The 23,857-nt window shown below is 38.3% G+C and carries 27 protein-coding genes and 4 pseudogenes; 18 read left to right on the top strand and 13 right to left on the bottom strand.

Translation table 11 applies throughout. From position 1 onward, the window contains the following. The first annotated feature begins 204 nt into the window (after positions 1–204). A pseudogene (lipA, locus tag JCM9157_RS01200) lies at positions 205–1,112 on the top strand (lipoyl synthase). 223 nt (positions 1,113–1,335) lie between these two features. Here the strand turns inward: lipA and JCM9157_RS23160 are convergent. Further along, a complete protein-coding gene (locus JCM9157_RS23160; RefSeq protein WP_052012869.1) occupies positions 1,336–1,692 on the bottom strand; it encodes a YhcN/YlaJ family sporulation lipoprotein in 357 nt (118 codons plus the stop codon). A gap of 5 nt (positions 1,693–1,697) precedes the next feature. Continuing rightward, positions 1,698–1,967 (bottom strand): hypothetical protein, encoded by a 270-nt coding sequence (locus JCM9157_RS23165; protein ID WP_052012870.1) that lies wholly within the window; start codon positions 1,965–1,967, stop codon positions 1,698–1,700. Positions 1,968–2,108: 141 nt separating this feature from the next. Between JCM9157_RS23165 and JCM9157_RS01210 the strand changes: the two genes are divergently transcribed. Next, positions 2,109–2,414, top strand: a complete 306-nt coding sequence (locus JCM9157_RS01210) for a YutD family protein (protein ID WP_035661193.1) — start codon at positions 2,109–2,111, stop codon at positions 2,412–2,414. Positions 2,415–2,428: 14 nt separating this feature from the next. Here JCM9157_RS01210 and JCM9157_RS01215 read toward each other — a convergent pair whose 3' ends face one another. Beyond that, positions 2,429–2,743 (bottom strand): hypothetical protein, encoded by a 315-nt coding sequence (locus tag JCM9157_RS01215; protein WP_035661196.1) that lies wholly within the window; start codon positions 2,741–2,743, stop codon positions 2,429–2,431. 47 nt (positions 2,744–2,790) lie between these two features. After that, entirely contained in the window at positions 2,791–3,057 is a 267-nt protein-coding gene (locus tag JCM9157_RS01220) for a DUF3055 domain-containing protein (RefSeq protein ID WP_035661199.1), read from the bottom strand. A gap of 126 nt (positions 3,058–3,183) precedes the next feature. Here JCM9157_RS01220 and JCM9157_RS01225 point away from each other — a divergent pair, with 126 nt between their 5' ends. The 3 genes from JCM9157_RS01225 (at position 3,184) to JCM9157_RS01235 (ending at position 5,354) form a co-directional block, all read left to right on the top strand. Further along, positions 3,184–3,630, top strand: a complete 447-nt coding sequence (locus tag JCM9157_RS01225) for a DUF86 domain-containing protein (protein WP_035661202.1) — start codon at positions 3,184–3,186, stop codon at positions 3,628–3,630. A gap of 79 nt (positions 3,631–3,709) precedes the next feature. Then, positions 3,710–4,336 carry a helix-turn-helix transcriptional regulator gene (locus tag JCM9157_RS01230; protein WP_035661204.1) on the top strand — a complete coding sequence of 209 codons (627 nt, stop codon included), beginning with the start codon at positions 3,710–3,712 and terminating at the stop codon, positions 4,334–4,336. A gap of 250 nt (positions 4,337–4,586) precedes the next feature. Further along, positions 4,587–5,354: a TIGR01457 family HAD-type hydrolase gene (locus JCM9157_RS01235; RefSeq protein ID WP_035661205.1), complete on the top strand. Its 768-nt coding sequence runs from the start codon at positions 4,587–4,589 to the stop codon at positions 5,352–5,354. 73 nt (positions 5,355–5,427) lie between these two features. Here JCM9157_RS01235 and JCM9157_RS01240 read toward each other — a convergent pair whose 3' ends face one another. Next, complete coding sequence (locus tag JCM9157_RS01240; protein WP_035661208.1) at positions 5,428–7,053, bottom strand: PAS domain-containing sensor histidine kinase; 1,626 nt, start codon at positions 7,051–7,053, stop codon at positions 5,428–5,430. A gap of 148 nt (positions 7,054–7,201) precedes the next feature. Then, positions 7,202–7,683 (bottom strand): annotated as a pseudogene (locus tag JCM9157_RS01245) (phosphatidylglycerophosphatase A family protein). A 197-nt stretch (positions 7,684–7,880) separates the two neighbouring features. Between JCM9157_RS01245 and yutH the strand changes: the two are divergent. From yutH to JCM9157_RS01270, 5 genes and pseudogenes are all read left to right on the top strand, one after another. Then, positions 7,881–8,924, top strand: a complete 1,044-nt coding sequence (yutH, locus tag JCM9157_RS01250) for a spore coat putative kinase YutH (RefSeq protein ID WP_035661210.1) — start codon at positions 7,881–7,883, stop codon at positions 8,922–8,924. A gap of 230 nt (positions 8,925–9,154) precedes the next feature. After that, positions 9,155–10,452: pseudogene (locus tag JCM9157_RS01255) on the top strand (homoserine dehydrogenase). 3 nt (positions 10,453–10,455) lie between these two features. Next, a complete protein-coding gene (thrC, locus tag JCM9157_RS01260; protein WP_035661213.1) occupies positions 10,456–11,520 on the top strand; it encodes a threonine synthase in 1,065 nt (354 codons plus the stop codon). Next, positions 11,517–12,440 (top strand): homoserine kinase, encoded by a 924-nt coding sequence (gene thrB / locus JCM9157_RS01265; RefSeq protein WP_035661215.1) that lies wholly within the window; start codon positions 11,517–11,519, stop codon positions 12,438–12,440. The genes thrC and thrB overlap by 4 nt, the downstream gene beginning before the upstream one ends. 48 nt (positions 12,441–12,488) lie before the next feature. Next, positions 12,489–12,719, top strand: a complete 231-nt coding sequence (locus tag JCM9157_RS01270; RefSeq protein ID WP_052012871.1) for a transcriptional regulator SplA domain-containing protein — start codon at positions 12,489–12,491, stop codon at positions 12,717–12,719. A 47-nt stretch (positions 12,720–12,766) separates the two neighbouring features. On the opposite strand, the gene JCM9157_RS01275 is transcribed toward JCM9157_RS01270, so the two are convergent. After that, positions 12,767–13,003 (bottom strand): NifU family protein, encoded by a 237-nt coding sequence (locus JCM9157_RS01275; RefSeq protein WP_035661217.1) that lies wholly within the window; start codon positions 13,001–13,003, stop codon positions 12,767–12,769. Between the two features lie 177 nt (positions 13,004–13,180). Here JCM9157_RS01275 and JCM9157_RS01280 point away from each other — a divergent pair, with 177 nt between their 5' ends. Continuing rightward, positions 13,181–13,480: a YuzD family protein gene (locus JCM9157_RS01280; protein ID WP_035661220.1), complete on the top strand. Its 300-nt coding sequence runs from the start codon at positions 13,181–13,183 to the stop codon at positions 13,478–13,480. A gap of 131 nt (positions 13,481–13,611) precedes the next feature. Here JCM9157_RS01280 and JCM9157_RS23740 read toward each other — a convergent pair whose 3' ends face one another. From JCM9157_RS23740 to JCM9157_RS25930, 4 genes and pseudogenes are all read right to left on the bottom strand, one after another. Continuing rightward, positions 13,612–14,151: a hypothetical protein gene (locus JCM9157_RS23740; protein ID WP_081733993.1), complete on the bottom strand. Its 540-nt coding sequence runs from the start codon at positions 14,149–14,151 to the stop codon at positions 13,612–13,614. Between the two features lie 54 nt (positions 14,152–14,205). Then, the gene (locus JCM9157_RS23745) at positions 14,206–14,565 is read right to left on the bottom strand and encodes a nuclease-related domain-containing protein (protein WP_081733994.1); all 360 of its coding nucleotides are present in this window, start codon (positions 14,563–14,565) and stop codon (positions 14,206–14,208) included. Positions 14,566–14,769: 204 nt separating this feature from the next. Next, positions 14,770–15,840, bottom strand: coding sequence for an NAD(P)/FAD-dependent oxidoreductase (locus JCM9157_RS01290; RefSeq protein ID WP_035661286.1), 1,071 nt, complete (start codon positions 15,838–15,840; stop codon positions 14,770–14,772). Positions 15,841–16,251: 411 nt separating this feature from the next. Further along, a pseudogene (locus JCM9157_RS25930) lies at positions 16,252–16,413 on the bottom strand (TetR/AcrR family transcriptional regulator); the annotation flags it as partial. A gap of 179 nt (positions 16,414–16,592) precedes the next feature. Between JCM9157_RS25930 and JCM9157_RS01295 the strand changes: the two are divergent. From JCM9157_RS01295 to JCM9157_RS01310, 5 genes are all read left to right on the top strand, one after another. Next, on the top strand, positions 16,593–16,829 hold the full coding sequence (locus JCM9157_RS01295) for a YuzB family protein (protein WP_035661222.1): 237 nt from the start codon (positions 16,593–16,595) through the stop codon (positions 16,827–16,829). A 357-nt stretch (positions 16,830–17,186) separates the two neighbouring features. Then, positions 17,187–17,429: a hypothetical protein gene (locus tag JCM9157_RS01300; protein WP_035661224.1), complete on the top strand. Its 243-nt coding sequence runs from the start codon at positions 17,187–17,189 to the stop codon at positions 17,427–17,429. Between the two features lie 22 nt (positions 17,430–17,451). After that, positions 17,452–18,285, top strand: a complete 834-nt coding sequence (dapF, locus tag JCM9157_RS01305) for a diaminopimelate epimerase (protein ID WP_035661288.1) — start codon at positions 17,452–17,454, stop codon at positions 18,283–18,285. 189 nt (positions 18,286–18,474) lie between these two features. Further along, entirely contained in the window at positions 18,475–18,984 is a 510-nt protein-coding gene (locus tag JCM9157_RS25075; RefSeq protein WP_235714765.1) for a cache domain-containing protein, read from the top strand. Further along, positions 18,972–20,171: a methyl-accepting chemotaxis protein gene (locus JCM9157_RS01310; RefSeq protein WP_235714766.1), complete on the top strand. Its 1,200-nt coding sequence runs from the start codon at positions 18,972–18,974 to the stop codon at positions 20,169–20,171. Before JCM9157_RS25075 ends, JCM9157_RS01310 begins: the two co-directional genes overlap by 13 nt. Positions 20,172–20,241: 70 nt before the next feature. Here JCM9157_RS01310 and JCM9157_RS01315 read toward each other — a convergent pair whose 3' ends face one another. Together JCM9157_RS01315 and mqnE are read right to left on the bottom strand one after the other, a co-directional pair. Continuing rightward, positions 20,242–21,321: a M14 family zinc carboxypeptidase gene (locus tag JCM9157_RS01315; protein ID WP_035661226.1), complete on the bottom strand. Its 1,080-nt coding sequence runs from the start codon at positions 21,319–21,321 to the stop codon at positions 20,242–20,244. 332 nt (positions 21,322–21,653) lie between these two features. After that, entirely contained in the window at positions 21,654–22,748 is a 1,095-nt protein-coding gene (gene mqnE / locus JCM9157_RS01320; RefSeq protein ID WP_035661227.1) for an aminofutalosine synthase MqnE, read from the bottom strand. Positions 22,749–23,119: 371 nt separating this feature from the next. Here mqnE and JCM9157_RS01325 point away from each other — a divergent pair, with 371 nt between their 5' ends. Both JCM9157_RS01325 and JCM9157_RS01330 read left to right on the top strand, forming a co-directional pair. Next, positions 23,120–23,290, top strand: coding sequence for an aspartyl-phosphate phosphatase Spo0E family protein (locus tag JCM9157_RS01325; RefSeq protein WP_235714767.1), 171 nt, complete (start codon positions 23,120–23,122; stop codon positions 23,288–23,290). 76 nt (positions 23,291–23,366) lie between these two features. Beyond that, complete coding sequence (locus JCM9157_RS01330; protein WP_035661229.1) at positions 23,367–23,720, top strand: HesB/IscA family protein; 354 nt, start codon at positions 23,367–23,369, stop codon at positions 23,718–23,720. Positions 23,721–23,857: the final 137 nt, after the last annotated feature.

Here is a 23,857-nt window from a genome sequence, read left to right on the forward strand (position 1 = left end):
GTTTTCTCTCTTTATATATATTGTGAAAAAAAGCTAAAAAAATTGAAGAGAATCATTGGTAATTTTGAGCGCTCCCTTGGTTATTTCATGAAAATCATGATAAAGTATAATAGGAATAAAAATGTACAAGTTGCTGATTACCATGTTTCTCCTTGCTATATAAGGGAAAACGGACAAATGCAATGATTGGATGGTGTAAATGAAATGGCAAAGAAAGAAGAGCATTTACGTAAGCCGGAATGGCTTAAAATAAAATTAAACACAAACGAATCTTATACAGGACTTAAAAAGATGATGCGAGAAAAGAACCTCCATACAGTTTGTGAGGAAGCTCGTTGTCCTAACATTCATGAATGTTGGGCCGTTCGAAAAACAGCTACGTTTATGATTTTAGGGGACATTTGTACACGTGCATGTCGTTTTTGTGCCGTTAAAACTGGTTTGCCAAATGAGTTAGACTTACAAGAACCAGAACGAGTTGCTGATTCTGTTGAAACGATGGGACTTAAGCATGTTGTTATTACAGCAGTAGCAAGAGATGACCTGAAGGACGGGGGATCTGCTGTTTTTGCTGAAACGGTTCGCGCTGTAAGACGTCGTAATCCATTTTGCACGATTGAAGTATTACCTTCTGATATGCTAGGGAGCTTTGACAATCTAAAAACATTGATGGATGCTCGCCCTAACATCATGAACCATAATATTGAAACAGTACGTAGTTAACACCAAGAGTTCGTGCAAGAGCAACGTATGAACGTACGCTCGAATTTCTAAGCCGTGCTAAAGAAATGCATGCTGACATCCCAACTAAATCAAGCTTAATGATTGGTCTTGGAGAAACAAAAGAAGAAATCATTGAAACAATGGATGATCTTCGCGCCGCTAATGTTGACATTATGACAATCGGCCAATACTTACAACCAACGAAAAAGCACTTAAAAGTTCAAAAATACTATACGCCAGAAGAATTTGCTGAATTCAAAGAGATCGCACTTCAAAAAGGCTTCAGTCATTGTGAATCAGGCCCACTCGTCCGCTCTTCTTACCATGCAGATGAGCAAGTAAACGAAGCCCAAGTCCGCGCCGAAGCCAAAAAAGTAACAAACCAATAACGAGTGGTCTTCTCGTTATTGGTTTATATAACGAGTGGTTTTCTCGTTATTGGTTTATATAACGAGTGGTTTTCTCGTTATTGGTTTTTATAACGAGCGCTTTTGTTGTTATTGGTTACATAGCGACCTTCTTGGTTGGCCAAAGCCAACCACATCAAAAAAGGATGAAATCACAAAGATTTCATCCTAATTTGCTTGCCATGTATTCAGCTCGAAACCCGACTTAACGATCCATTAAACGTCTTTGTTTTTCCTGCATGATGTTAATGTTATCATCCGTTCGCTCGTTATACTCCCCTTGAGGAGATAATAACGTCATTTCTTCTATCGTCTGTTCAAGCGAACCATCCATGTTAGGTGCTTCTGACGTTAGATTTTGGAATCGTTCGATCTCGTCAAAATGTTCAGGGTCATCGGTAATATAAACCTCATAATAACGAGGAACGATAGACAATGCACTTCGTTTTACCTGATCGGCCACAAATTCACGATTATCTGCTTGCGCATCATATGCGACAAGAACGTATTTGTCCGTTACAAGTGTTCCAGCTTCACTAACAACGTCATTTGTTAAAACCATTCGTGTCACGGCATCAGCAACAAGCTTCGATCCACAACAGGTATTAAATCTTGACGACCATTGTTGTTTACATGTTCTCTATCGTAACGCTGATATCCGTAGTGAGTGTAGTTCTGAGTGTGATTTACGGGATTAATTGGATAGTGACCACCATTTGGTTGATGACTCCCGTAATTTGCTGTACGTTGTAAGGATTGACCTTCTTCTGGCATTTGACAACCAGTTACGAGCATTAATCCGGCAAGTCCAGTTGCAACTAATGATTTTTTTAGCATAATCAAACCTCCCCTACTATAAGAGTGACCAATATCCGGTTTTCTTACAGCTAGTAAATGATGGAGGGTAAAAGAGGAAAGACTGTTGCCTAAGTTAATTTGTGGTATAATAAGCTAAGTTAAAATGGAGAGGTGAGCCAAATGGTTCGCATTCAAGGGATGCAATATGATGTTGTAGAAGATGTGAAAGATGCCTGGGATGAAGAAGCGTTCAAAGCACGCTATTCAGAGGTATTAAGCAAATATGATTATATTGTTGGTGATTGGGGCTATAACCAATTAAGGTTAAAAGGCTTCTTTGAAGATCGCCATAAGAAATCAACGCATGACACTAAAATAAGTACGCTACCGGATTATTTGTATGAATATTGTAACTTTGGATGTGCTTATTTTGTAATTAAGCGTGTAAGAGAAGAAAAAGAAAAACAGCCTAGCGTAGAAAGCTAGGCTGTTTTTCTGTCTTATGTTAAATCATTTGTCGTATAAGGTGGTTCTTCATTTTTATTTGGATCATCATGTGTAGGATGAGCCCCAGGGAACTGTCTTGGTAAATTTTGATGTAAGGATTTAAACTCATAGTTAAAGGCACTATAAGTGCGTTGTCCTTCTTCCCAAGGTGTGCTTTTCCCTTGAACAGGTGTGTCTTTATTAAATGGAGAACCATAAGGTCCTTCTGGTGTTTGCTCGGGGATAATGAAATTCCTCATTGTTTCCACATTAGAAAAGTCAGTGTACTCTTGACCTTCTTTATCCTTAGAACCTGATTTTCTCACCATGAAAAACACCTCCTACCGGGTAGTATAACCAGATAAGGGGAGATTACTTAAACAATCTCATGTAAGAATGATCGCAATTCCTCGGCTTCTTCGGCTTCTAATTGATAAGCATGTTCGATATAACCAGGTTCTTCTAAGTCATCTGAACCGATAATGGCAAAGCGACTTGATTGAACATCAAGAACTAATAACTTCCCATAATATCTAGAAGAGTTTACAATGGCTAAGTCAAAGCGTTGGTTTTCTCCCATAAAACTAACAAAGCGTGTTCGTGTTTCCTCGATATCATCGTATAAAAAAAATCTTTCTGACATGATTTAACCTTCTTTCATTTAATTCTCCATTAATCATACCATTTAGAAAGCAATGTTGAAACGAACGGCTTATCGAGCAAGAATGTTGTATACTAAACGTAAAACGCAAAAAGTGAGGAGAACGTTATGTATTTTGTTGACCGAGAAAAAATTGAACAAACGCTTGTTTATATGGAAACACTTCAAGAGCTTTTACCAACTATCACTGATGTAAGTGATTTAAAAAGTAAGTTAACATTGGAACGCGTTGCATACGTTTTAATTGAATCAATTATTGATGTTGGAAACAGCATGATTGACGGCTTTATCATGAGAGATCCTGGTGGGTACGAAGATATTATTGATATTTTAGAGGATGAAAAAGTCGTAAAAGAGCAAGATGCTTCGGCATTAAAGGAAGTTATTGGTTTAAGGAAGCAATTAATTCAAAACTACTCTGAAGTGGGTCATAAAGAGATTCAACAAACTCTTAGCCGGAACGTGGAAACACTCAAGCAATTTCCACTTGATATTAGAAGATATTTGGTTGAAGAGTTAGGTCCTGTTAGTGCGTTCTTACCAAATCAATCGTGAAAAAAGTCCTGTTTCGAGTGACATTATTTTGAAATTGAACCATCATCGCATACAATGAATTGTAAGGGTGGTGATCGTTGTGAAAAAGGAGACGAACTCTACACGTCAAGTTATCTTAACTTTGTTAAAGCGGCAGAAGGAGTTAACCGTTTCGGCTTTAGCAACGGAACTTGAACTGACGGAGATGGCAGTTCGAAGACATTTACGTGAGCTAGAAAAAGATCAGCTCATAAGCTCGAGAGTTGAAAAACAAGCAATGGGGCGACCTATCCATAGATATTTTTTAACCGAAAAAGGAAACGAATCATTCCCACGAAATTATAATGAGCTATCATTAGGGATCTTGCAGGATTTGGAACAACTAAGTGGCAGCGAGATCGTTGATCAATTATTCGAACAACGAAAAGAACGTCTCTATAAAAAATATGAAGTCGACATTACAGGATCATTCGAAGAACGAATTGAGGCATTAGCGAAAATTCAAAGCGAAGGTGGCTACATGGTCGAATATAAAAAGACAGAAGACGGATCCTTTGAATTCGTTGAATACAACTGTCCAATCGCACAAGTAGCAAAAGAATATCCAATTGCTTGTTCATGCGAACAAGAATTATTCAAAAAACTACTAAAAACCAACTCAGTCGAACGAACATCCTGCATCGCAAAAGAAAACTCAACATGCTGTGTCTATAAGCTGAAAGAGTAAACTGATGGTGTGAATTCGCACTGTTGCAGTTTTTCGTAAGACTTTTTTTTCTAATTTTCAATATAACCAAAGTGGAATGAAGCGGAAGGCACTCGACTCCTGCAGGAAAAGAGGAAAGGCCAAGACCACACAGACTTGGCATCCTCCCCGCGGAAAGCGAGTGCCTGAAGCGCAATGCAACGGAGCCAGAAGCAGAAATCAATTACATAAGCAAAGAATAACTAAGCTTTGAAACAGAAAGAGGGAAGCTATGAAGGCCTACAAAGGATTTTTAATCGATCTAGACGGTACCGTTTATCGCGGAAGTGAAAAAATAGACGAAGCTGTCGAGTTTGTCAAAGAATTAGAAAGAAGAAATCTCCCTTATTTATTTGTAACGAACAATTCAACCAAAACACCAGAAGACGTAGCAGCACACTTAAGAGAAATGGACGTTCCAGCAACGACTGAGCATGTTTTCACCACAAGCATGGCAACGGCTACATACATCTCAGAACTCAAGAAAAAGGCAAAAGTTTGTATGGTTGGTGAAGCTGGGTTAAAGTTCGCTCTTGAAGCAGAAGGACATCAAATTGTAGAGGAAGAAGCCGATTTTGTTGTAATGGGATTAGACCGAACGATTAATTACGAAAAACTTGCCAAAGCCGCTTTAAATGTCAGAGCTGGCGCAACTTTTATTGCGACTAACGGCGATGTTGCTCTTCCTACTGAACGTGGACTTTTACCTGGAGCGGGGTCGATTGTCTCCGTTGTCTCTGTTTCAACAGGCGTTACACCGAAGTTCATTGGGAAACCGGAATCAATCATTGTTGAACAAGCTTTAGAAGTGATTGGACTATCTAAGGAAGAAACACTGATGATTGGTGATAATTATCATACAGACATTTTAGCAGGTATTCGAGCTGGTATGGATACATTGATGGTTTACACAGGTGTATCAACAAAAGAACATATTGATTCCTACACAGACAAACCAACTCATGCGATTGACTCATTGGCAGAGTGGACGTTCGAGTAAATCAAACAGAAAAGTCAGTTCGTCTACTACTAATAAAAGCGCATGGAATTTAGAACATTCCACGCGCTTTTATTTATTTTTTGATTGGGAAAAGCAAAGTTACTGTAGTTCCTTGATTGACGACACTATCAAAGTAAATTTGACCATTGTGAGATTGAACAATCTTAAAACTAACGGTTAAACCGAGGCCTGTTCCTTTCTCTTTAGAAGAGTAGAACGGTTCCCCTAATCTTTCAAGTCTTTCTTTGTCAATGCCATTCCCATTGTCTTGAATCGTGACCTTTAGAAAATCGTTTTCTTGATCTATCTTAATGCTTATCTTCTTGGCATCAGCTTCAACCGAATTTTTAATAATATTAATAAATAATTGTTTCAACTGATTCGGTTCGCAGTCAATAAGAGGATGCAATTCAATCTTTTGATAGTCAATTTCTACACTATAGAGGTTGGCTTGCGATTCAAGTAACCACATAACGCTTGTTATAATATCGTTCATATTTGCTTCTTCAAAATGAACTTCTCGGGGCTTTCCGATCGCAAGCAACTCACTTGAAATTTGATTAATACGTTCTAACTCATCTAACATAATTTGATAATAAGAATCATGCTTGGAATCATTTGAGTGCATAAATTGAATAAATCCTTTTATAGAAGTTAATGGATTTCTAATTTCATGAGCGACACTGGCAGCTAGTTCGCCAATCACGGAGAGTTTCTCCGTCTTTCTCAGATGTTCTTCTGTTTCTTTTTCTTTCGTTATATCTAGTGCATAGCCAATTGCGCCCTCTACTTGATCATCGACAACTGTAGGGACAGCGGTAATTCTAAGTGTTCGTTTTGAGCCATCATTTCTAATGATCTTTAATTCTTTGTTGATTAATGATTTCTTGTTTGTCATGATCTCAGAGAAAGCTCTTTTAAATTCTTCTTGATACTCTTCTGAGATAATAGAAACAATTGATTGACCTATAAATTCATTGCTATCATATCCAGTCAAAGCTTTGAACATAGGATTGGTCTCAATGACTTCTCCTTTTGCATTCAGGATATAAACGAGCTCAGGGTTGTATTCAATTAATGATTTATATTTCTGTTTGCTTTGTTCAAGTTTTTTCTCAGCCTTGACTTGGTCAGTAATATCTCGTCCTACAATAACCAACTCTTTCCGACTTCCATCCGCGTTAAAATGAGGTATCTTTAATGTATCAAATGTTTTGCTTGTTCCATCAGGCATAGGGATCACTTCCTGCCATCTCGACATCTTCCCTATTTTCCAAGCTTCTTTGTCAGACGTTTCACAATAATCAAGAGCTTCTTTGTAAAATGGACTATAAGCTCCGAGTTCCGAATCTTTCTTACCTTTATAATCAACATGGTCTATTTGAAATAATTTTAAGGCAAAATCATTCGCTTGTGTCCAGCGACCGTTTGCATCTTTGAAATTAACAAAATCAACCATCGAATTAATTAATGATTCTAATTTTTCTTTTTCAGCTGTCATCGCTGCATTTTCCTTTTGTTTGATAAAGCTATAATAGATAAAGAAGCTTGTTAACAAAACAAAAAACATCGCTTTTATTTTCTGAACGACTACGTAAAGATCGGTATCTAGAAAAAAATGATCAAGCATATGGTCTGTGCCGAAAACCCAAATGAGGGCTAAAAGAATATAAATGAACATTTTCTTTTTATGATTCATACAGTACCCCCAAAAGTAAATTCCTACCTTATATCTTAACATTAAATGATACCTTTGAGGTTTAGTAAAAATTGCCGTACAAGAAAAAAATGTTGAAGTCGAATACAACAAAAAAAGACCCTATAAGGTCTTCTCTTGTTATTTCAGTTTATTCTGTATTTGCTGCACTATGAGCCAAGCGACTAGAAGCTGCAGCAGCAATGGCTCCGACAATGTCATCTAGAAAGGTATGACATTCACCGGAATCTTTATCATTTAACTTTTCTAATATTCCAGGTTTCTGTTTGTCAATATAGCCATAATTAGTAAATCCAATCGATCCATAAACATTTACAATAGAAAGAGCAATAATCTCATCTACCCGTACAAACCTTCGTCTCGATCAATGATTCCTTGAAGCGGATCTTCTAAAAGTTTTTTCTCGGCCAAAACGTCTAGTTGAATACCAGTGATGATCGCGTTTTGAACTTCTCTTTTACGAAGAACTTTATCTACATTGTCTTTACAAACTTCAAGCTGAAGATCCGGATGGTATTTCACTTGTAAAAAATAAACCAGTTCTGCGATATCGTCAATCGTTACTCCACGTTCGACTAGCCAATCCCTTGCTTTCTTTTCTACTTCGTTCATCTGTCTCTCTGTCATACGTAGCACCTCCGACGACTATTACTTACACTTTAACTATAAACAGGTTAAGCGAAAGACTTCAAATAAGTTGCCTATGTGTGAAATCTTATCATTGCTACTACTAGTCTACTATGTACAGACACATTTTATTCATTTGGGTCATAGACTAGGAAAAGGACTGCATGTAAGGGGGGAAGGAAATGTTTGAACGAAATTTATATGATGTGTACGGAATCTACTGTGAATCCAGATTTTCAATCGGTGAATATGAGGGTTTTGCAGCAGAAGGGACCTCTTATATTTTATTACCGAAAGAGGAGTGCATGCTTTCAGAAGAGGAAATGCTGACTTACACCGAATATATGAGACAAATAGGTGATACATCTATTCTGCAGCCGATTGACACTTTATATAAGAGGAAGTCGGGACTTATAGATGGGCAAGAAGTTTACGTTTGTCCACTACCTAATGATGAGAAGCGCGATCAACATGCTGTTTTTCGATTTCAGTCAGCAGCTGAAAAAGGAGCTCATTTAGCAGCCGTTCATCATTACGGCAAACAGCTTTCTTACACAAGAAAGGGATATGACTTTTTTGGGCAGTGGCCAAAACTTTGGGAAACGAGGTTAGAACAATTAGAAGGATGGTATCAGCAAGTGGCTTATCAAAAACCTCAATCATATGTTGATGAAGCATTTTTGTTTTCTTATCCATATTATATGGGGCTAACTGAAAATGCGATTCAATATGTTGTGGATGCTACTTTAGATGATCGCAGTCTCGAACAGGAAAAGCCCACGATCTGTCACAGACGGTTTAACGACCGAACATGGATTGTATTGTCAGAGGCTGGGGATATTGTAAAGAAACCGACTGCGTTCGTATACGATCATCCATGTCGTGATTTAGCTGAGTGGGTTCGAGATCAGCATTGGACAGAAACACCTTTTTCATGGGAAAAGATTGAGTCCTTTATAAGGGGTTATGAGCAATACGAAACGCTAACAACGTATTCTTGGAAGTTGCTTTATGCGCGTTTACTATTTCCACTGCATTATTTTGAAACCATTGAAGACTATTACCGAAGTCAATTAAGAGAAGAAAAGATCAAATACGGTCAATCATTCATGAATTTACTAGAGCATGAACATAAAAATGAACATTTTCTAAAAGAGTTTGCCCGGAGAATCCTTCTCAGCCGAGGAGTAGGATCAGGGCAAGTACCTCCAATTGACTGGTTATAAAAAAAATGGACCTGTAGTGTTTCTAGTCTCTACAGGTCTACACTTTCTCAATTCGGACAAGCTTTAAAACGAGGAAAATAATAAGAGTAAAGCGCTTTGTTTATTTTTTCTGAATTTTTACGAAAAACCTATTGTACTTCAAGAAAAGAAGGTCTATAATGTCCTTTATAGATAAACAAATGTATTTTTTAGAGAAACAAGAAACATGGTAGATAGAAGGAGTGGAGAGCATGTCAGCAGCGGAAGTTCGGATCGGTTTACTTGGCCTAGGTACAGTAGGAACAGGAGTCGTGTCCATTATTAGCCGACATCAAGAAGAATTACGCCATCAAGTTGGCTGCCCTGTAACGATAAAAAAAGTACTCGTACGCGATATGAAAAAAAATAGACCAGTGGATCTAGATGATTCACTGATTACAGATCAAATTGAAGATGTTCTCTTTGATCAGGATATAGATGTAGTAATCGAAGTGATGGGTGGAGTAGAGTCAACGAAAGAACATCTTTTAACGGCTCTAAGAAACGGAAAGCATGTTGTTACTGCGAACAAAGACTTAATGGCTATTTACGGAGCAGAGATTCTACAAGTAGCAGCTGAAAACAACTGTGATGTCTATTATGAAGCAAGTGTAGCTGGTGGTATTCCAATTTTAAGAAGTTTAACGGAAGGCTTAGCAGCAGATCGAATTACAAAGATGATGGGGATTGTGAACGGAACAACAAACTATATCCTCACAAAAATGACCCAAAACGGCAGTTCATATGAAGAAGTCTTAAAGAAAGCACAAGAACTCGGATTTGCAGAAAGTGATCCAACTGCAGATGTTGAAGCTTAGATGCCGCTAGAAAAATGGCTATCTTAGCTACACTTGGTTTCTCGATGAATGTTAGCCTTGATGACGTAACGGTTAAAGGAATCTCTTCTGTCTCAAAAACAGACTTAGATTACTGCGATCAACTTGGATACACGATGAAATTAATTGGTCTTGCTAAGCGTGATGAAGGCCGTGTAGAAGTAAGTGTAGAACCGACACTTCTTCCGAAAGAACACCCGCTCTCATCTGTTCATAACGAATATAATGCGGTGTATGTTTACGGAGAAGCTGTTGGGGAAACGATGTTCTACGGGCCAGGAGCAGGGTCTCTGCCAACGGCAACAGCTGTTGTCTCGGATTTAGTTGCGGTTATGAAAAACATGCGCTTAGGTGTTTGTGGAAAAGCAGTGCAGGAGCCGTTACATCAACGAGTGTTAAAACAAGCGAATGAAATTGATTCAAAATACTTTTTACGCTTGAAAGTGGTTGATAAAGCTGGGACCTTCCAAGCAGTTACAAGTGTATTCGCCGAATATGAAGTTAGTTTTGAGAAGCTGTTGCAGATGCCAATTGAAGGTCATCAGTTAGCCGAAGTTATCGTCATTACGCATCATACAAACAAAGAAAACTACGAAAACTTATATAAAAAACTATCAGAGCTTGAAGTCATTGAATCGATTGAAAGCTGTTACCGTGTCGAAGGGGGACGCTAGATCATGAGTCGTTGGAAAGGTTTAATCCAAGAATACAAAGAATTTTTACCTGTTACAGAGGAAACGCCTCTGCTTACATTACACGAAGGGAATACACCGTTAATTGAACTTGAGCATATTTCGAAAGAGTGGGGAGTTAACATCTTCGTAAAATACGAAGGTTTAAATCCAACTGGATCATTTAAAGATCGTGGTATGGTTATGGCTGTTGCCAAAGCAAAAGAAGAAGGAAGCAAAGCGATTATCTGTGCTTCAACAGGAAACACATCAGCAGCAGCAGCAGCCTATGGCGCACGTGCTGGCCTGAAGTGCGTTGTTGTTATTCCAGAAGGAAAAATTGCACTAGGAAAGCTTGCTCAAGCCGTTATGTACGGAGCTGAAGTTTTAGAAATTAAAGGGAACTTTGATAATGCACTAGATATCGTTCGCGAAATTAGTGAAACAGAGCCAATTACACTTGTAAACTCAGTAAATCCATACCGAATTGAAGGACAAAAAACAGCGGCCTTTGAAATTGTTGATGCCTTAGGAAAAGCTCCAGATGTACTGGCGATCCCTGTTGGAAATGCCGGCAACATCACCGCTTACTGGAAAGGCTTTAAAGAGTATCACGAGAAAAAAGGAACAGGACTTCCTGAAATGCGTGGGTTCGAAGCAGAAGGTTCCGCAGCAATTGTTCGTGGAGAAATCATCGAAGAGCCAGAAACGATCGCAACAGCAATCCGCATCGGAAATCCAGCAAGCTGGGACAAAGCGGTTGCCGCTAAGGAAGAGTCGAATGGCTCTATTGACTTTGTCACTGACGAAGAAATTTTAGAAGCTTATCAACTGCTTGCAAGTCGTGAAGGAGTATTCGCAGAACCAGCTTCATGTGCTTCCATTGCCGGTTTGAAAAAGCAAATAGCTTCAGGAGAAATCAAAAAAGGTTCAACAGTTGTTTGTGTACTAACAGGAAACGGCTTAAAAGATCCGAACACAGCCATTGATACAGTAACAGTAAAACCAACTGTATTGCCAAACGATAAGGAAGCTTTCCTTGCTCATATCAAGGGCGGTGTCACTCAATGAGCCTTGAACCATTCCAGATAACGGTTCCTGGTAGCTCGGCTAACCTCGGCCCCGGATTTGATTCAGTGGGGCTTGCGGTTAATCGTTATTTAACTCTAGAAGTGCGAGCTTCTAACGAATGGTTATTTCACTCAAATTCAGTCGATCTCCAAGGAATCGAAACAGGAGAAGACAATTTAATTTATCAAGTAGCTGCTCATGTAGCAAGCGCACGCGGTGAAGAGCTTCCACCTTGTCACGTGGAAATGACGAGTGATATTCCACTCGCACGTGGCTTAGGTAGTAGCGCTGCAGCAATTGTTGCAGGCATTGAACTTGCTAATCAGTTAATGGGAGAACCTCTTTCTGTTGAGGAAAAGGTACGCTTTGCTAGTTTATGGGAGGGTCACCCAGATAATGTGGCTGCTTCTGTCTACGGAGGTCTTGTCATTGGAACGCATACGGAAAGTGCTACAGATGTATTGTACGGTGGAATACCCGAAATCGATCTTGTTTTACTCGTTCCTTCTGAAGAATTAAAAACAAAAAAAGCCAGAGGGGTTTTACCGGAGCAGTTAGGTTACCGAGAAGCGGTTAGAGCGAGCAGTGTTGCTAACGTACTCGTTGCTTCTCTTCTGCAAGGCAATTGGGAAAAGGCTGGCAAAATGATGAATGAAGATTTATTCCATCATCCCTACCGCCGTGAACTGGTACCACACCTTGAAGAAGTCATTCGAGTCGTACAAGAAGAAACAACGGCCTACGGTGCTGCGTTAAGCGGGGCGGGTCCAACAATGTTGTGCTTAGCACCAGCGAAACGTGGAGAAGAAATACAAGAAAAGCTTCAACGTCACTTTCCAGCCTTCGAGGTTTTAGTGTTAAGACCTGCGAAAGAAGGCATTCAAGTGAAAAAGGGTGTTTCACAAAAACAAACAAACTGAATAGTTTAGCTTCATGGCGGGCAAACCAACAAAAAAGGGAGGCCCGCCATGCTTGATATCCAGCAGTTAGAAGAAGGACAACAAGTTTACATTATCTATAGAAATCCACATACACAAACAGTTTCCACTATTCAAGAAGCAACAATCGCTAGAGATCCGATGAATCCAGCTCAACTATCTCTGCTCTTATATGATTTTTATCACCCGATTGAAGCAGACGATGCGATCTTTAATTCCTACGAAGAAGCTGAAGCGATGTTTGATCAGTTTCTCATGTAAAAAGAAAGAAACACCCGAGCATAGCATGTCGGGTGTTTCTTTTTTTATTAAAAGACTTGTTCGATTTCCTTAACTCCAGGAACCTCTTCAAGAAGTGCTCGCTCAATACCTGCTTTTAACGTGATTGTAGAACTTGGGCAAGAACCACAAGCGCCAAGAAGACGAACTTTTACAATGCCATCCTCAACATCAACAAGTTCAACATCCCCGCCATCACGAAGCAAGAAAGGACGAAGCTTATCTAATACTTCACTAACTTGTTCAACCATTTCAGCTGTAGCCATTTAAAACAACTCCTTTCTACTACCTATTATAAAGGGGATTCAAGAAAAAATCCATGAATCTGCTTGAATTTGTGCTCATAAATGAGTGAAAAATTGGAAAAACGTTTACTGTTGGGAAGGAGCGATGCTATCCAATATTGCGCTAGTATAATATAATGATTTGTGAGGTGAGCTGATATGAAAATCACTGTGTACGGAGCAGAGCAGAAATGCGCAAGTTGTATTCATCTTCCAAGCGCAAAAGAAACAATGGAATGGCTAGAAGCTGCCATTACTAGGAAGTATCCTGAGGTGGAGTTTGATTTTGAGTATGTCGATATCGACGAACCCGGACCGGACCAAACCCATATTGAGTTTGCAGATGCCATTAAAGACGATGAATACTTTTATCCACTAGTTGTGTTAGAAAACGAAGTAGTAGCAGAAGGAAACCCAAAATTAAAGGAAATTTACGAAAAAATTGAACAGCTAAGCTGATTCAGTTTTTTTTTTGAGGTTTGTGATCGGAGTTGAGCAATTTGTGGTCCAAAGTAGTTAATTTATGATCCGCTATTGCTAGTTTATGATCCAACTTTTATTATTTCTGATCCAAATCAAAGAATCTAAGTTCATAAGTACGATTTTTTTTGCATTCCTGATTGTTTTAAATCAAGGGAAGTAAGCAACTTAGCAGCAATTGACCTAGATGATATGTTACAAAACCATCGCAACCGTTTATTGGTAATCACACTTCCAATTAGTAGGTAATAATCGTTTAACGTATAAAGATGAGCATCTTTTGAAGCAGTCTTACAAACTGGACAGATCCACGCACCTTTTGAGCGAAGCAGAGGCAATGAGCCGCACGTAAGACAATATACTCCTACCTGTAATTTATTTTGACATATATCATATTGCTTAAGCGGATCGGGAGTAGCGGGCGAATGATGTTTTAAGAGTAATCTCGCAAGTTTATTCATATCTTTTATTGTCATCACTTCATCTTTATAAAGATCTTGTAAGGATTTGATTTTAAATAAAAGCATCTCTGAGTGAATGACATGGTGAGTAGCAGCAGTATGGTTGGGATTTGTTTTGATAACAGCAGAGGAATTCGTCATAACAATGAGTGAGTGGATAGGGAGAGAGGGAAAGTTATGTTTGATCAAAAAAAGCTGAAGCTGTTGGCTCTGTCGCCTGACTTGAAGGAGGGGATCAATAAATTACTCTTCTTCACCATTTTTTGTTCGAATTAATTGATTAAACGTTTGATCAAAAAAGAGGGTGCCTGCAATATTTTTTACCTCAAGGATGAGAAGATAATAATTCGTGATAATGAGCACATCAATCTGAAAAAAATGTCCAGTAGTGTTGGGTAATCTAAGATCATATAAAACATAAGTATTTGTTAGGGGAAGATCAGTCAAGTAATAATCAAGCGAACGTTCACCTTTGATTCCTGCCTTACTCTTTCTCAAATCTTCTGTAATATTCGATCTTTTATTGTGATCAACTGGCAATCGTCTCAATAATGCCTCTAATTGAAGCATTTTTAAGGGCATATCTCGTTCTTTTTTTATCAATAGCTGTCACTCCTTTATATATTGCTAGGAAGAAGTTCTGCAAGAACAACGAAATTCCTTCTAAAAAAATAATTTGTGAGCCAGAAATCACCTTTCTGATCTGAGTTTAAACATTTATGATCCGACTGTACTTATTTATGATCCAATTACATAGTTTTATAATCCAACCCACAAAAAAAGCCTCGCCGAAGCGAGACTTTCCTCTTATGAACCAGAATGATATTTATACATCCATAACACGCCACTTTTCAACACACGAGGTACGCGCCCTAACAATGTCCGTTCTCCCATTAAACCAAAGCCATGTTTCTTCCCTAAGGAACCTAGCACACCTTTTAGTTTAATTTTTGGCAATTCTTCTGGTAAAGCTTCACCAGCCCATTGCTTTTTCAGGATAGTCACAATTTGCTCGGCCTGACCCTCTGCAAGCTGAGCGCTCGGAGCGTGCGGCAAACTAGCACAGTCACCAACAACAAAAACGTCTTCATTCGTCGGTAAGAAATGTTGGGGTGCTAACACGATGCGACCTTGAGAGTCCTTTTCAACGTCGAGATTTCGAACTACTTCAACTGGTTGAACACCAGCGGTCCAAATAATCGCGTCGCATTCAATTGGTTCATCATGGTTATATAAAATACCTTCTTCAACTTTTGTGATGTTCGACTTATTAACGACATCAACACCGTGATCAATGAACCAGTTTTGAACATAGGTACTAAGTTTACGAGGGAACATGGAAAGAATTATTTCACCACGATCAAAAAGCTTAATTGTCAAATCAGGACGACTTTCCCTAAGTTCACTCGCTAGCTCAACTCCACTCAATCCTGCGCCAACAATGGAAACTACTCCGTGTGGTTTAATATTGTTAAGCGTTTCATATGTTCTTCTCGTTTTATCCATTGTTTGAATGCTATGAGTAAACTCTTGTGCACCTGGCACGTTGTGATATTTATCTTCACAACCTAAACCAATAATCAATTTGTCAAAAGGTAAAAGTTCATTTTCATCTAACTCTATCGTTTTAACATCTAAGTCGATGTTTGTAATCGTTCCGTATTTAATCGAAAGTCTTGGATCTTCAGGGAAGCCAACTCGTAAATGATGGTCGGCTGCTGTTCCTGCGGCTAAAGCATAATATTCCGTTTTTAAACAGTGGTAAGGTAGGCGATCCACTAATGTGATTTCAACATCCTCAGGTAAACCCTCAGGCAAAAGTCTTTGAAGAACACGCATTCCTCCGTAACCCCCACCTAAAATAACAAGCTTTTTCATAAATGAATATCCCCTTTTTTCTAAAATAGCTTCAAGACTGGAATCGACCAAAATCATTACATTTTCTAGTAAACGAGCTTTTGTTGGTTCATTAGTAAAGGTTTGTATTCCATGTGTAATGAGACTATGAATGATATGAGTCCATGTTTCAATAGAGGTATCTGGTTGAATTTCCCCTTTAGTTTTAGCATCTTGTAAGAGTTCATGCCAATGAGCAAACAGCAATGATTGCTCTTTGAGTACATGATTCCACATTTCAATTGTTAGAGCAGGATAACGATCATAATCGGTTAAAATAAATTGTAAATAAGAACGTAACCGGATAGAGATTGGTCTATTTTTAAAGTGTGGTTGCTTCACATAAGGCATAACGTCTTCAAGAAGTTCTCTTGCAAGCGATTGCATGATAGAGTCCTTAGTGGGAAAATGATTAAAAAAAGTTCCTTTAGCTACTTTAGCTGCATTTGTGATTTCTTGTACTGTTGTTCGAGAAAACCCTTTTTCTCGAAATAACGCTAAAGCAGATTGTTCAATCCGTTCTTTTGTCTTCACTTTTTTTGCTTGTTCACTCATATCGTATCTCCTTAAAAAAGTGACCCTGGTCAGTTTTGATTATAACGAGGATTGGCAAAAATAACAACAAATTTGTGAATTTTTTTGAAACCCTTTTCTTCTATTGGTGAAAGCTAATCGAGAATTGACTTCTTTTCAACACGAGAGTAGCATTAGAAGTAGAATGAAGAGGTGAGAACATGCGTCCAATAATTGAATTTTGTTTAAGCAATTTAGCAAGTGGAACTCAAAAAGCAATGGAAGAATTAGAAAAAGACCCTAATTTAGATATCATTGAATATGGATGCTTAAACAATTGCGGCATCTGTGCCATTGAACCATTTGCACTCGTAAATGGCGAATACGTATCTGGAGAAACAAACGAAGAACTCGTTGAAAATATATATAACTTCCTAGAAGAAAACCCTATGTTTTAGAGATTTTAGAAAAAGGACGAACTTCCCTTTTTCTAAAATCTCGATCTATGAGCGAAGCCACTGCAAGGTTTTAAGCCACTTTGAGTGCTTTTCTCAAAGAGGCGCGCAGTGAGCGAAGCCATAGATCCCGAGCTTCACTAAGCCAAGGCAAAAGCGAACTTCCCTTTTTCTAAAATCTCGATCTATGAGCGTAGCCACTGCAAGGTTTTAAGCCACTTTGAGTGGTTTTCTCAAAGTGACTCGCAGTGAGCGAAGCCATAGATCCCGAGCTTCACTAAGCCGAGACAAAAGGACGAACTTCCCTTTTTCTTAAAGCTCAAAAAAAACTTCCTTCAATTCAGAAAGGAGTAAGAATAGATGGATGTAATCCCATTTGTAAATTCTTGGCCGTATGAGCGGCATTTTGACGATATTTATTTTCATAATTGTCCATTTTGTCAAACAGACCATGTATTAACCCATATGAAAAAGTCCGAATTTAAACGAGCGCAAGAGGGGATTAAAACGGTGTTGATTATGCCTTGTTGTAATGAGAAAATAACGATTTTAGAAGCGGACGAGGATTATTTTTGGACGGATAGACGTTTAAGGAAGGGATGAGGAACTGTTGCAATTTACGAAGATGCATGGTTTAGGAAATAGTTATATTTATGTAGATATGTTTAAACAAACGATTGATGAGGAGAAATTAGCTCCACTCGCAATTGAAGTTGCAGATAAAAATAAAGGGATTGGCTCGGATGGGATGATTTTAATCTGCCCATCTGAAAAAGCTCCTGTTAAGATGAGAGTTTTTAATAATGACGGGTCCGAAGCGAAAAATTGTGGGAATGGCTTACGCTGCGTAGCGAAATTTGCGTACGAGCATCAATATGTTCAAGAAAAAACGTTTAAGATTGAGACGTTAGGCGGATTGGTTGAAGCGACGGTTTTTGTGGAAAACGATCAAGTTCATACCGTCAGCGTAGATATGGGTTTTCCTATTTTAGCAAGAGAAAGGATCCCTATGTTAGGAAAAGCTCAAGACCAAGTGGTAGCGGAGCCATTTGAGATAGATAACGAAGTGTTTGAAGTTACGGCCGTTTCGATGGGAAATCCACATGCGGTCATGTTTGTCGATGATATTAATCAGGCCCCTGTAGAAGAGATTGGTCCTAAAATGGAAAAAGACAAACGTTTTCCAGAGTGGGTAAATGTCGAATTTGTGGAAGTTGTCTCTAAAAATGAACTTCATTTCAGAGTTTGGGAGCGCGGTTCGGGCATAACCCAAGCTTGTGGAACTGGAGCTTGTGCAGCAGTTGTAGCAGCGATTCTAAATGGTTATTGTCAAAAAAATGAGGAAGTGGTTGTTCACCTTTTAGGTGGAGATCTAACAATTACTTGGCTTGAGAGTGGCACCGTATTAATGGAAGGTGCAGCTGAGATTATATGTGAAGGTGTTTTTAAACGAAAATAAGATAAATTAAGCAAAAACCGAAATGGCTTCAAGTCATTTCGGTTTTTTTATGGGAATTTGTATAGGAGACATTTCCTATATTCCTTTATTAATAACGTGAGTATAGTAGAAATATAAAAAACTTGTCAAAATGTGTAGAAAAATATCGAATTATATGTAGAAGAAAAAATTGATTGGAGGCCGTAAGAGATGAAACAATTTAATAACTTAACTTTAGCTACAAAAATGAATGTATTGGTTATTTCAATTCTTGTTGTTTTTTCAGTTGTTTTAGGACTGGTTGTTCAACATTTAGTGACTGATGGTGTGAAAGAAAGTGCGGTGGAAAAAGCAAAATCAGATTTATATCTCTCTTATCAAGCATTGGAAGAAAGGTATCCAGGGCAATGGTCCATTACGGACGGTTCACTTTATAAAGGAAGCGTGAAAGTGAATGATCACTTTGAGATGGTCGATTATATTGCAGGAATGACTAACGGCAATGTGACGATTTTCCAAGGGGATACAAGAGTTAGTACCAATGTTTTAATTGACGGAAATAGAGCTGTAGGAACACAGGCTTCTGACTCAGTAAAGGAAACCGTGTTAGATGGAGGAAATTATTATTTCGGTGAGGCGAACGTTGCTGGTTTGATGAATCAAACGGCGTATCAGCCATTACAGATGCAAATGGCACCATTATTGGTATGTACTTTGTAGGAGTATCTCAAGAGTTTATTGACCAAACGATATCAACGATTTTCATCGGTTTTGTCATTGTGGCAGTCATTGGAATTGTTGTTGCAATTCTCCTTGTTTTCTTATTCTCAACGCAAATTAAAAAGCGTCTGCAAAAAGTAAATGAAGCGATGGAAAAAGCAGGAGAAGGTGATTTCACCGTATCTCTACAAGATAACGGAAAAGATGAAATTGCTCATTTAGCTATTAACTACAACTCCATGAAGAGTAACTTATCTGGTTTAATCAAACAAGTAGTTGATACGTCCGAACAAGTAGCAGCCTCTGCTGAGCAATTATCTGCAGGTGCCGAAGCAACAAGTAAGGCGACAGATCAGATAACAGAATCAATTCAATCAATTGCGAGTGGTTCTGAAGATCAAGCGAGTACAACATTAAAAGCAAACCAATCTGCAAGTGTAATGGTTTCAGATATGGAAAAAATCAAAACCAACGTTCAAAAAGTGAAAGATTCTTCGGCCGTCACAAAAGAAAAATCTGGTTCAGGTCAACAAGTCATTCAGCAGTCGATTGAACAGATGAATGTCCTTCATAAACAAACTGAAGAAATTTCAATTGTCGTTGGGCAATTAGGCAATAAGTCTAGTGAAATTGGAAAAATTGTTACTCTTATTACCGAAGTAGCTGATCAAACCAATTTACTAGCTTTAAACGCGGCGATTGAAGCGGCTAGGGCAGGAGAACACGGCAAAGGATTTGCGGTTGTTGCCGATGAGGTTCGGAAGTTGGCTGAACAGTCAAGCGGTTCAGCAAATCAAATCAGAACACTTATTCATGATATTCAGGCTGACATTAATAAGTCTGTTTCATCAATGACTGAAACGAAAAAAGCAGTGTCAGGTGGAATTGCTTCTGTTGGAAAAGCGGGTAATGAATTTGAAGAAATCTCAACATCCGTGTCTGTAGTAACACAACAAATAGAAGAAGTCTCAAATGCGGTTCAACAAATTTCTAAGCAAATGGGATCAATGGTTAGTTATATTGATCAAGCAACGGAAATAGCAGAACAATCTTCGAGTTATTCACAAGAGGTAGCAGCATCAGCAGAAGAACAAAATGCAACAATGGAGGAAGTAACCGCAGCAGCCTCTACACTAACACGTATGGCAGAAGGGTTACAAGAGTCAGTGAAACGATTTAAAGTTTAGATTTTAACAATAGTCTTTAGCAAAATAGGGGGTGTCGCATTGCTTTTGCGACACCCCTATTTTTTATATATTATTCGCCGTCTTCTTCGCCTTCTTCTTCAGCCACTTTGTTTCTTTGGAATGGTAGTGTTTCCCAGAAACTAGTGTCTACAGTTTCAATTGAACCATCTGCAATTGCACGAACGGTAGAATCAAGAGTGGCAATTGATTGCTTAATTAAATACCCATTGCTTTTTTGTCCTAATACAGCAGATGGATTGGTATGATCGGACATACCACGCATTTCAAATAAAAGTGTTGCAATACCATAACGCTTAGCAATACCGTTACGCCCGATATTATCACCAGATCCACCATTGTATTTCCCTAAAAGACCCCAGCCTTTTGATTCAATCTCATGATAGACGACTGCCCCTAGTTTTTTAGAGTTTTCAATAACATGAGGGTCAACCTCTCCGTTAGTAGGGTATAAAATAGACCCAGATACATATTTATTATCTAGAGCACTTTGTGTTCCTTGATGATGGAGGTCAATTAAATAATCAATCTCATATTTTTCGAAAACATTTTCATATAAAGCTCTTGCCTCAGGTTCCATAACTGAAATGTCTTTATTATGTTCACGGTTTAAGTCAACATTATTCGCATTTGCACGAGTTAAATGACGACCACCATCAGCGATATAATTATCGGTTGAGAAATTCACATCTCCCATTGCGCCATCAGGATTTAACATTGGCACCACAATCACATTGACATTATCTAGCACGCCTTTTGTTTTGTTCGTTCCTAAATGCTTAATGAATTCTAATGCGCCTTCTGTTGCAAGTTGTTCGTTCCCATGCTGTTGAGTTAGAAAAAGGATCGTTGGATTTTCTGGGTTAGTAATGAATTTGGCCACATATAAATCGCGTCCCTTAACAGATTGTCCAATTACTTCTAGCTCTAGATTAGCTTGTCTTGCTTCTTGTTTCTTTAAAAAATCAACCATTTCTTCATATGTAGTAAGTATAGATGTTCGAATTGATTCATTTCCGTTGTAATTTGGTCCATTTCCAACAGCCCCAACTGGAAGAGCCGCCGTCGTTAAGGCCCCAAAAACCATAGCACTAGCTAAAGTGACGGTAAGAAACTTTTTGCTTTTTTTCATTAGAACATCCCCTTATTAATCTATTTCCACACAGGATCCTATGTGTACCTTATTAGCTTAAAGGAAAGAGTGTCCACGTGGAAAAAGCATTTTTACATATTTAATGAGTGTACGGAAAGTCATTGGAAATGATGTTGATAACATAGATTTTTGTCGAGGTCTATCAAAATGGAACGGAACTATGGAGATAAAGTAATAGTTCTAAAAAAATCATATCGGAAAAGGGGGGTATAGAGGTGTATCTTTATAACTAAAGAATGTCAGATAATCTCCAAGTAAGACTTTTGGTCTAGAATTAAAAAAGTGATCCCGTTTTAGGATCACTTTTCGAATTAATAAGTTTTGATTACATTATAAAAAGTATCTCGCTCAACAGGCGTTTTTCCAGCACTCTTAATCAAGTACACTAATTCATCACGAGTGATTCCTTGTGAAGTTAAAGCACCAACGGCGTGTGAGATTCTCTCTTCAATCAACGTTCCGTGAATATCACTTGAGCCAAAAGTAAGAGCCATTTGTGTTAACTGCACACCAATATTAATCCAGTATGCTTTAATGTGATCAAAGTTATCTAGCATTAAACGACTGATCGCTAGTGTACGCATGTCATCCCATGCAGTTGTACGACGTTTTAACCCAGCACTCACACTACGCGGCTGCATCGCGAGTGGGATAAACACCATATATCCATTTGTACGATCTTGCAGTTGACGAAGTCGGTCCATGTGAATTAAACGTTCCTCTGTCGTTTCAATTGATCCATATAGCATAGTTGCATGTGTTTTTAGACCCAGATTATGAGCGATCTCATGTGCCTCTAACCATTGGTCAGTCGAAGCTTTATCAGGACTCATTTTCAAACGATATCGCTCTGTTAAAATCTCTGCTCCTCCACCAGGTAGAGTATCTAAGCCAGCTTTGATTAACTCTTCAAGTACTTCTTTCATTGAAAGACCTGAGATGCGAGAGAAAAACTCAATTTCAGCACCAGTATAAGCTTTAACCGTAACTTGAGGATAATGCTTCTTTAATGTACGAATCGTATCTAAGTAGTAGTCAAATGGTACTTCATGATTGTGTCCACCTACAATATGAAACTCACGAATATTGTCATTCCATCTTTTCTCCACATACTCAAGTAACGCATCGCTGTCCATCGTATAAGCACCTTCTTGACCAGGCTTACGTTTAAAACCACAGAACCCACAATTGGCTTCACATACATTTGTTGGATTAATGTACATATTCTCTATGAAATAGACATTATCACCATTTTTTTTATAATTCACTTGATTCGCAAGTTGCGCAATACCAAGTAAATCTGGACTATCAAATAAATATAACCCATCTTCAATTGTAAGGCGTTCACCATGATTCACTTTATCTGTAATAGTTTGCATTTTTAAATCTGTTATGATTGCTCCCATAAATTGATCCTCCGTTTCAATTGTAACTAAACCGTAACATATTCTATAGTAAAATTCGACTTTAAGAAGGAATTTAGTCCTGTCTTATAGAAAACTTAAAATAAGGTTTATATTTATTCGTATTTGCCTACTATTATACTATCAGAATCCAATGAAAGAAAGAAAGAGAGTCTTCTTGGAAAAGAGAGGCAATCAAAAAGACGCAAATTTGTTAGATTTCATAAAAAAATCCTTTTTTTAGTGGATTGTATATTGCGTTCTTTTCCTATTGTTTGGTAATATTGTTTTATTACTAATATAGGTACGAACAAGTAAAACTGTACGTGGAGAGGGTGATGGTGATGAACAGTGTATTGAAACAAGAGGCATGTATGAATAAAATAGAAGAACTACGAAATAAAATGGTGAGTGCAGCAGGACAATACGGTATGAGTCATCCTATCGTTCTTCGTTATAGTCAAGAACTAGACCGTGCACATAATAAAATGATCTTACTTGAAGTAACCAATACAACAAATTGGCAAAACTCACTTTCCTTTTGAAAATCCGCGCGCAGATCGCTTGAGGTTCAAGAGTTGAAAGGGTATACTAATCGTAACAGCGATTAGGAGGGATGTCATGATTACATTAACAGAAGCAGCAGTAAGCCAAATTAAAGACATGATGGAAGCTGAAGGTGACCAAAGCTTAATGCTTCGTATCGGTGTAAAAGGTGGCGGCTGTAGCGGTCTATCATATGGAATGGGTTTTGACTCGGAAAAACATGAAGAAGATACATTGTTAAATATAAATGGCCTTTCTGTTCTAGTGGATAAAGAAAGTGAGCCAATTATTCAAGGACTTGTAGTCGACTACAAGCAAAACATGATGGGTGGAGGTTTTACAATCGACAACCCTAACGCGATTGCGTCATGTGGCTGTGGTTCTTCATTCCGAACAGCAACAAATGCAGGAACCCCTGAAGATTGTTAATCTAATACGAAAATATCAACCTTTTTAGTGCTTAGGCATTAAAAAGGTTTTTTTGATTTCGATATGGGGTTGGCTGGTCCGAGCGGACTGTAAGGATCTTATTTGATGAAAAAATAATGATATTTTAAGTTTAGGGG

The organism is Halalkalibacter akibai JCM 9157 (genome assembly GCF_000513135.1).
In the GTDB taxonomy this organism is placed as follows: domain Bacteria; phylum Bacillota; class Bacilli; order Bacillales; family Bacillaceae_D; genus Halalkalibacter; species Halalkalibacter akibai.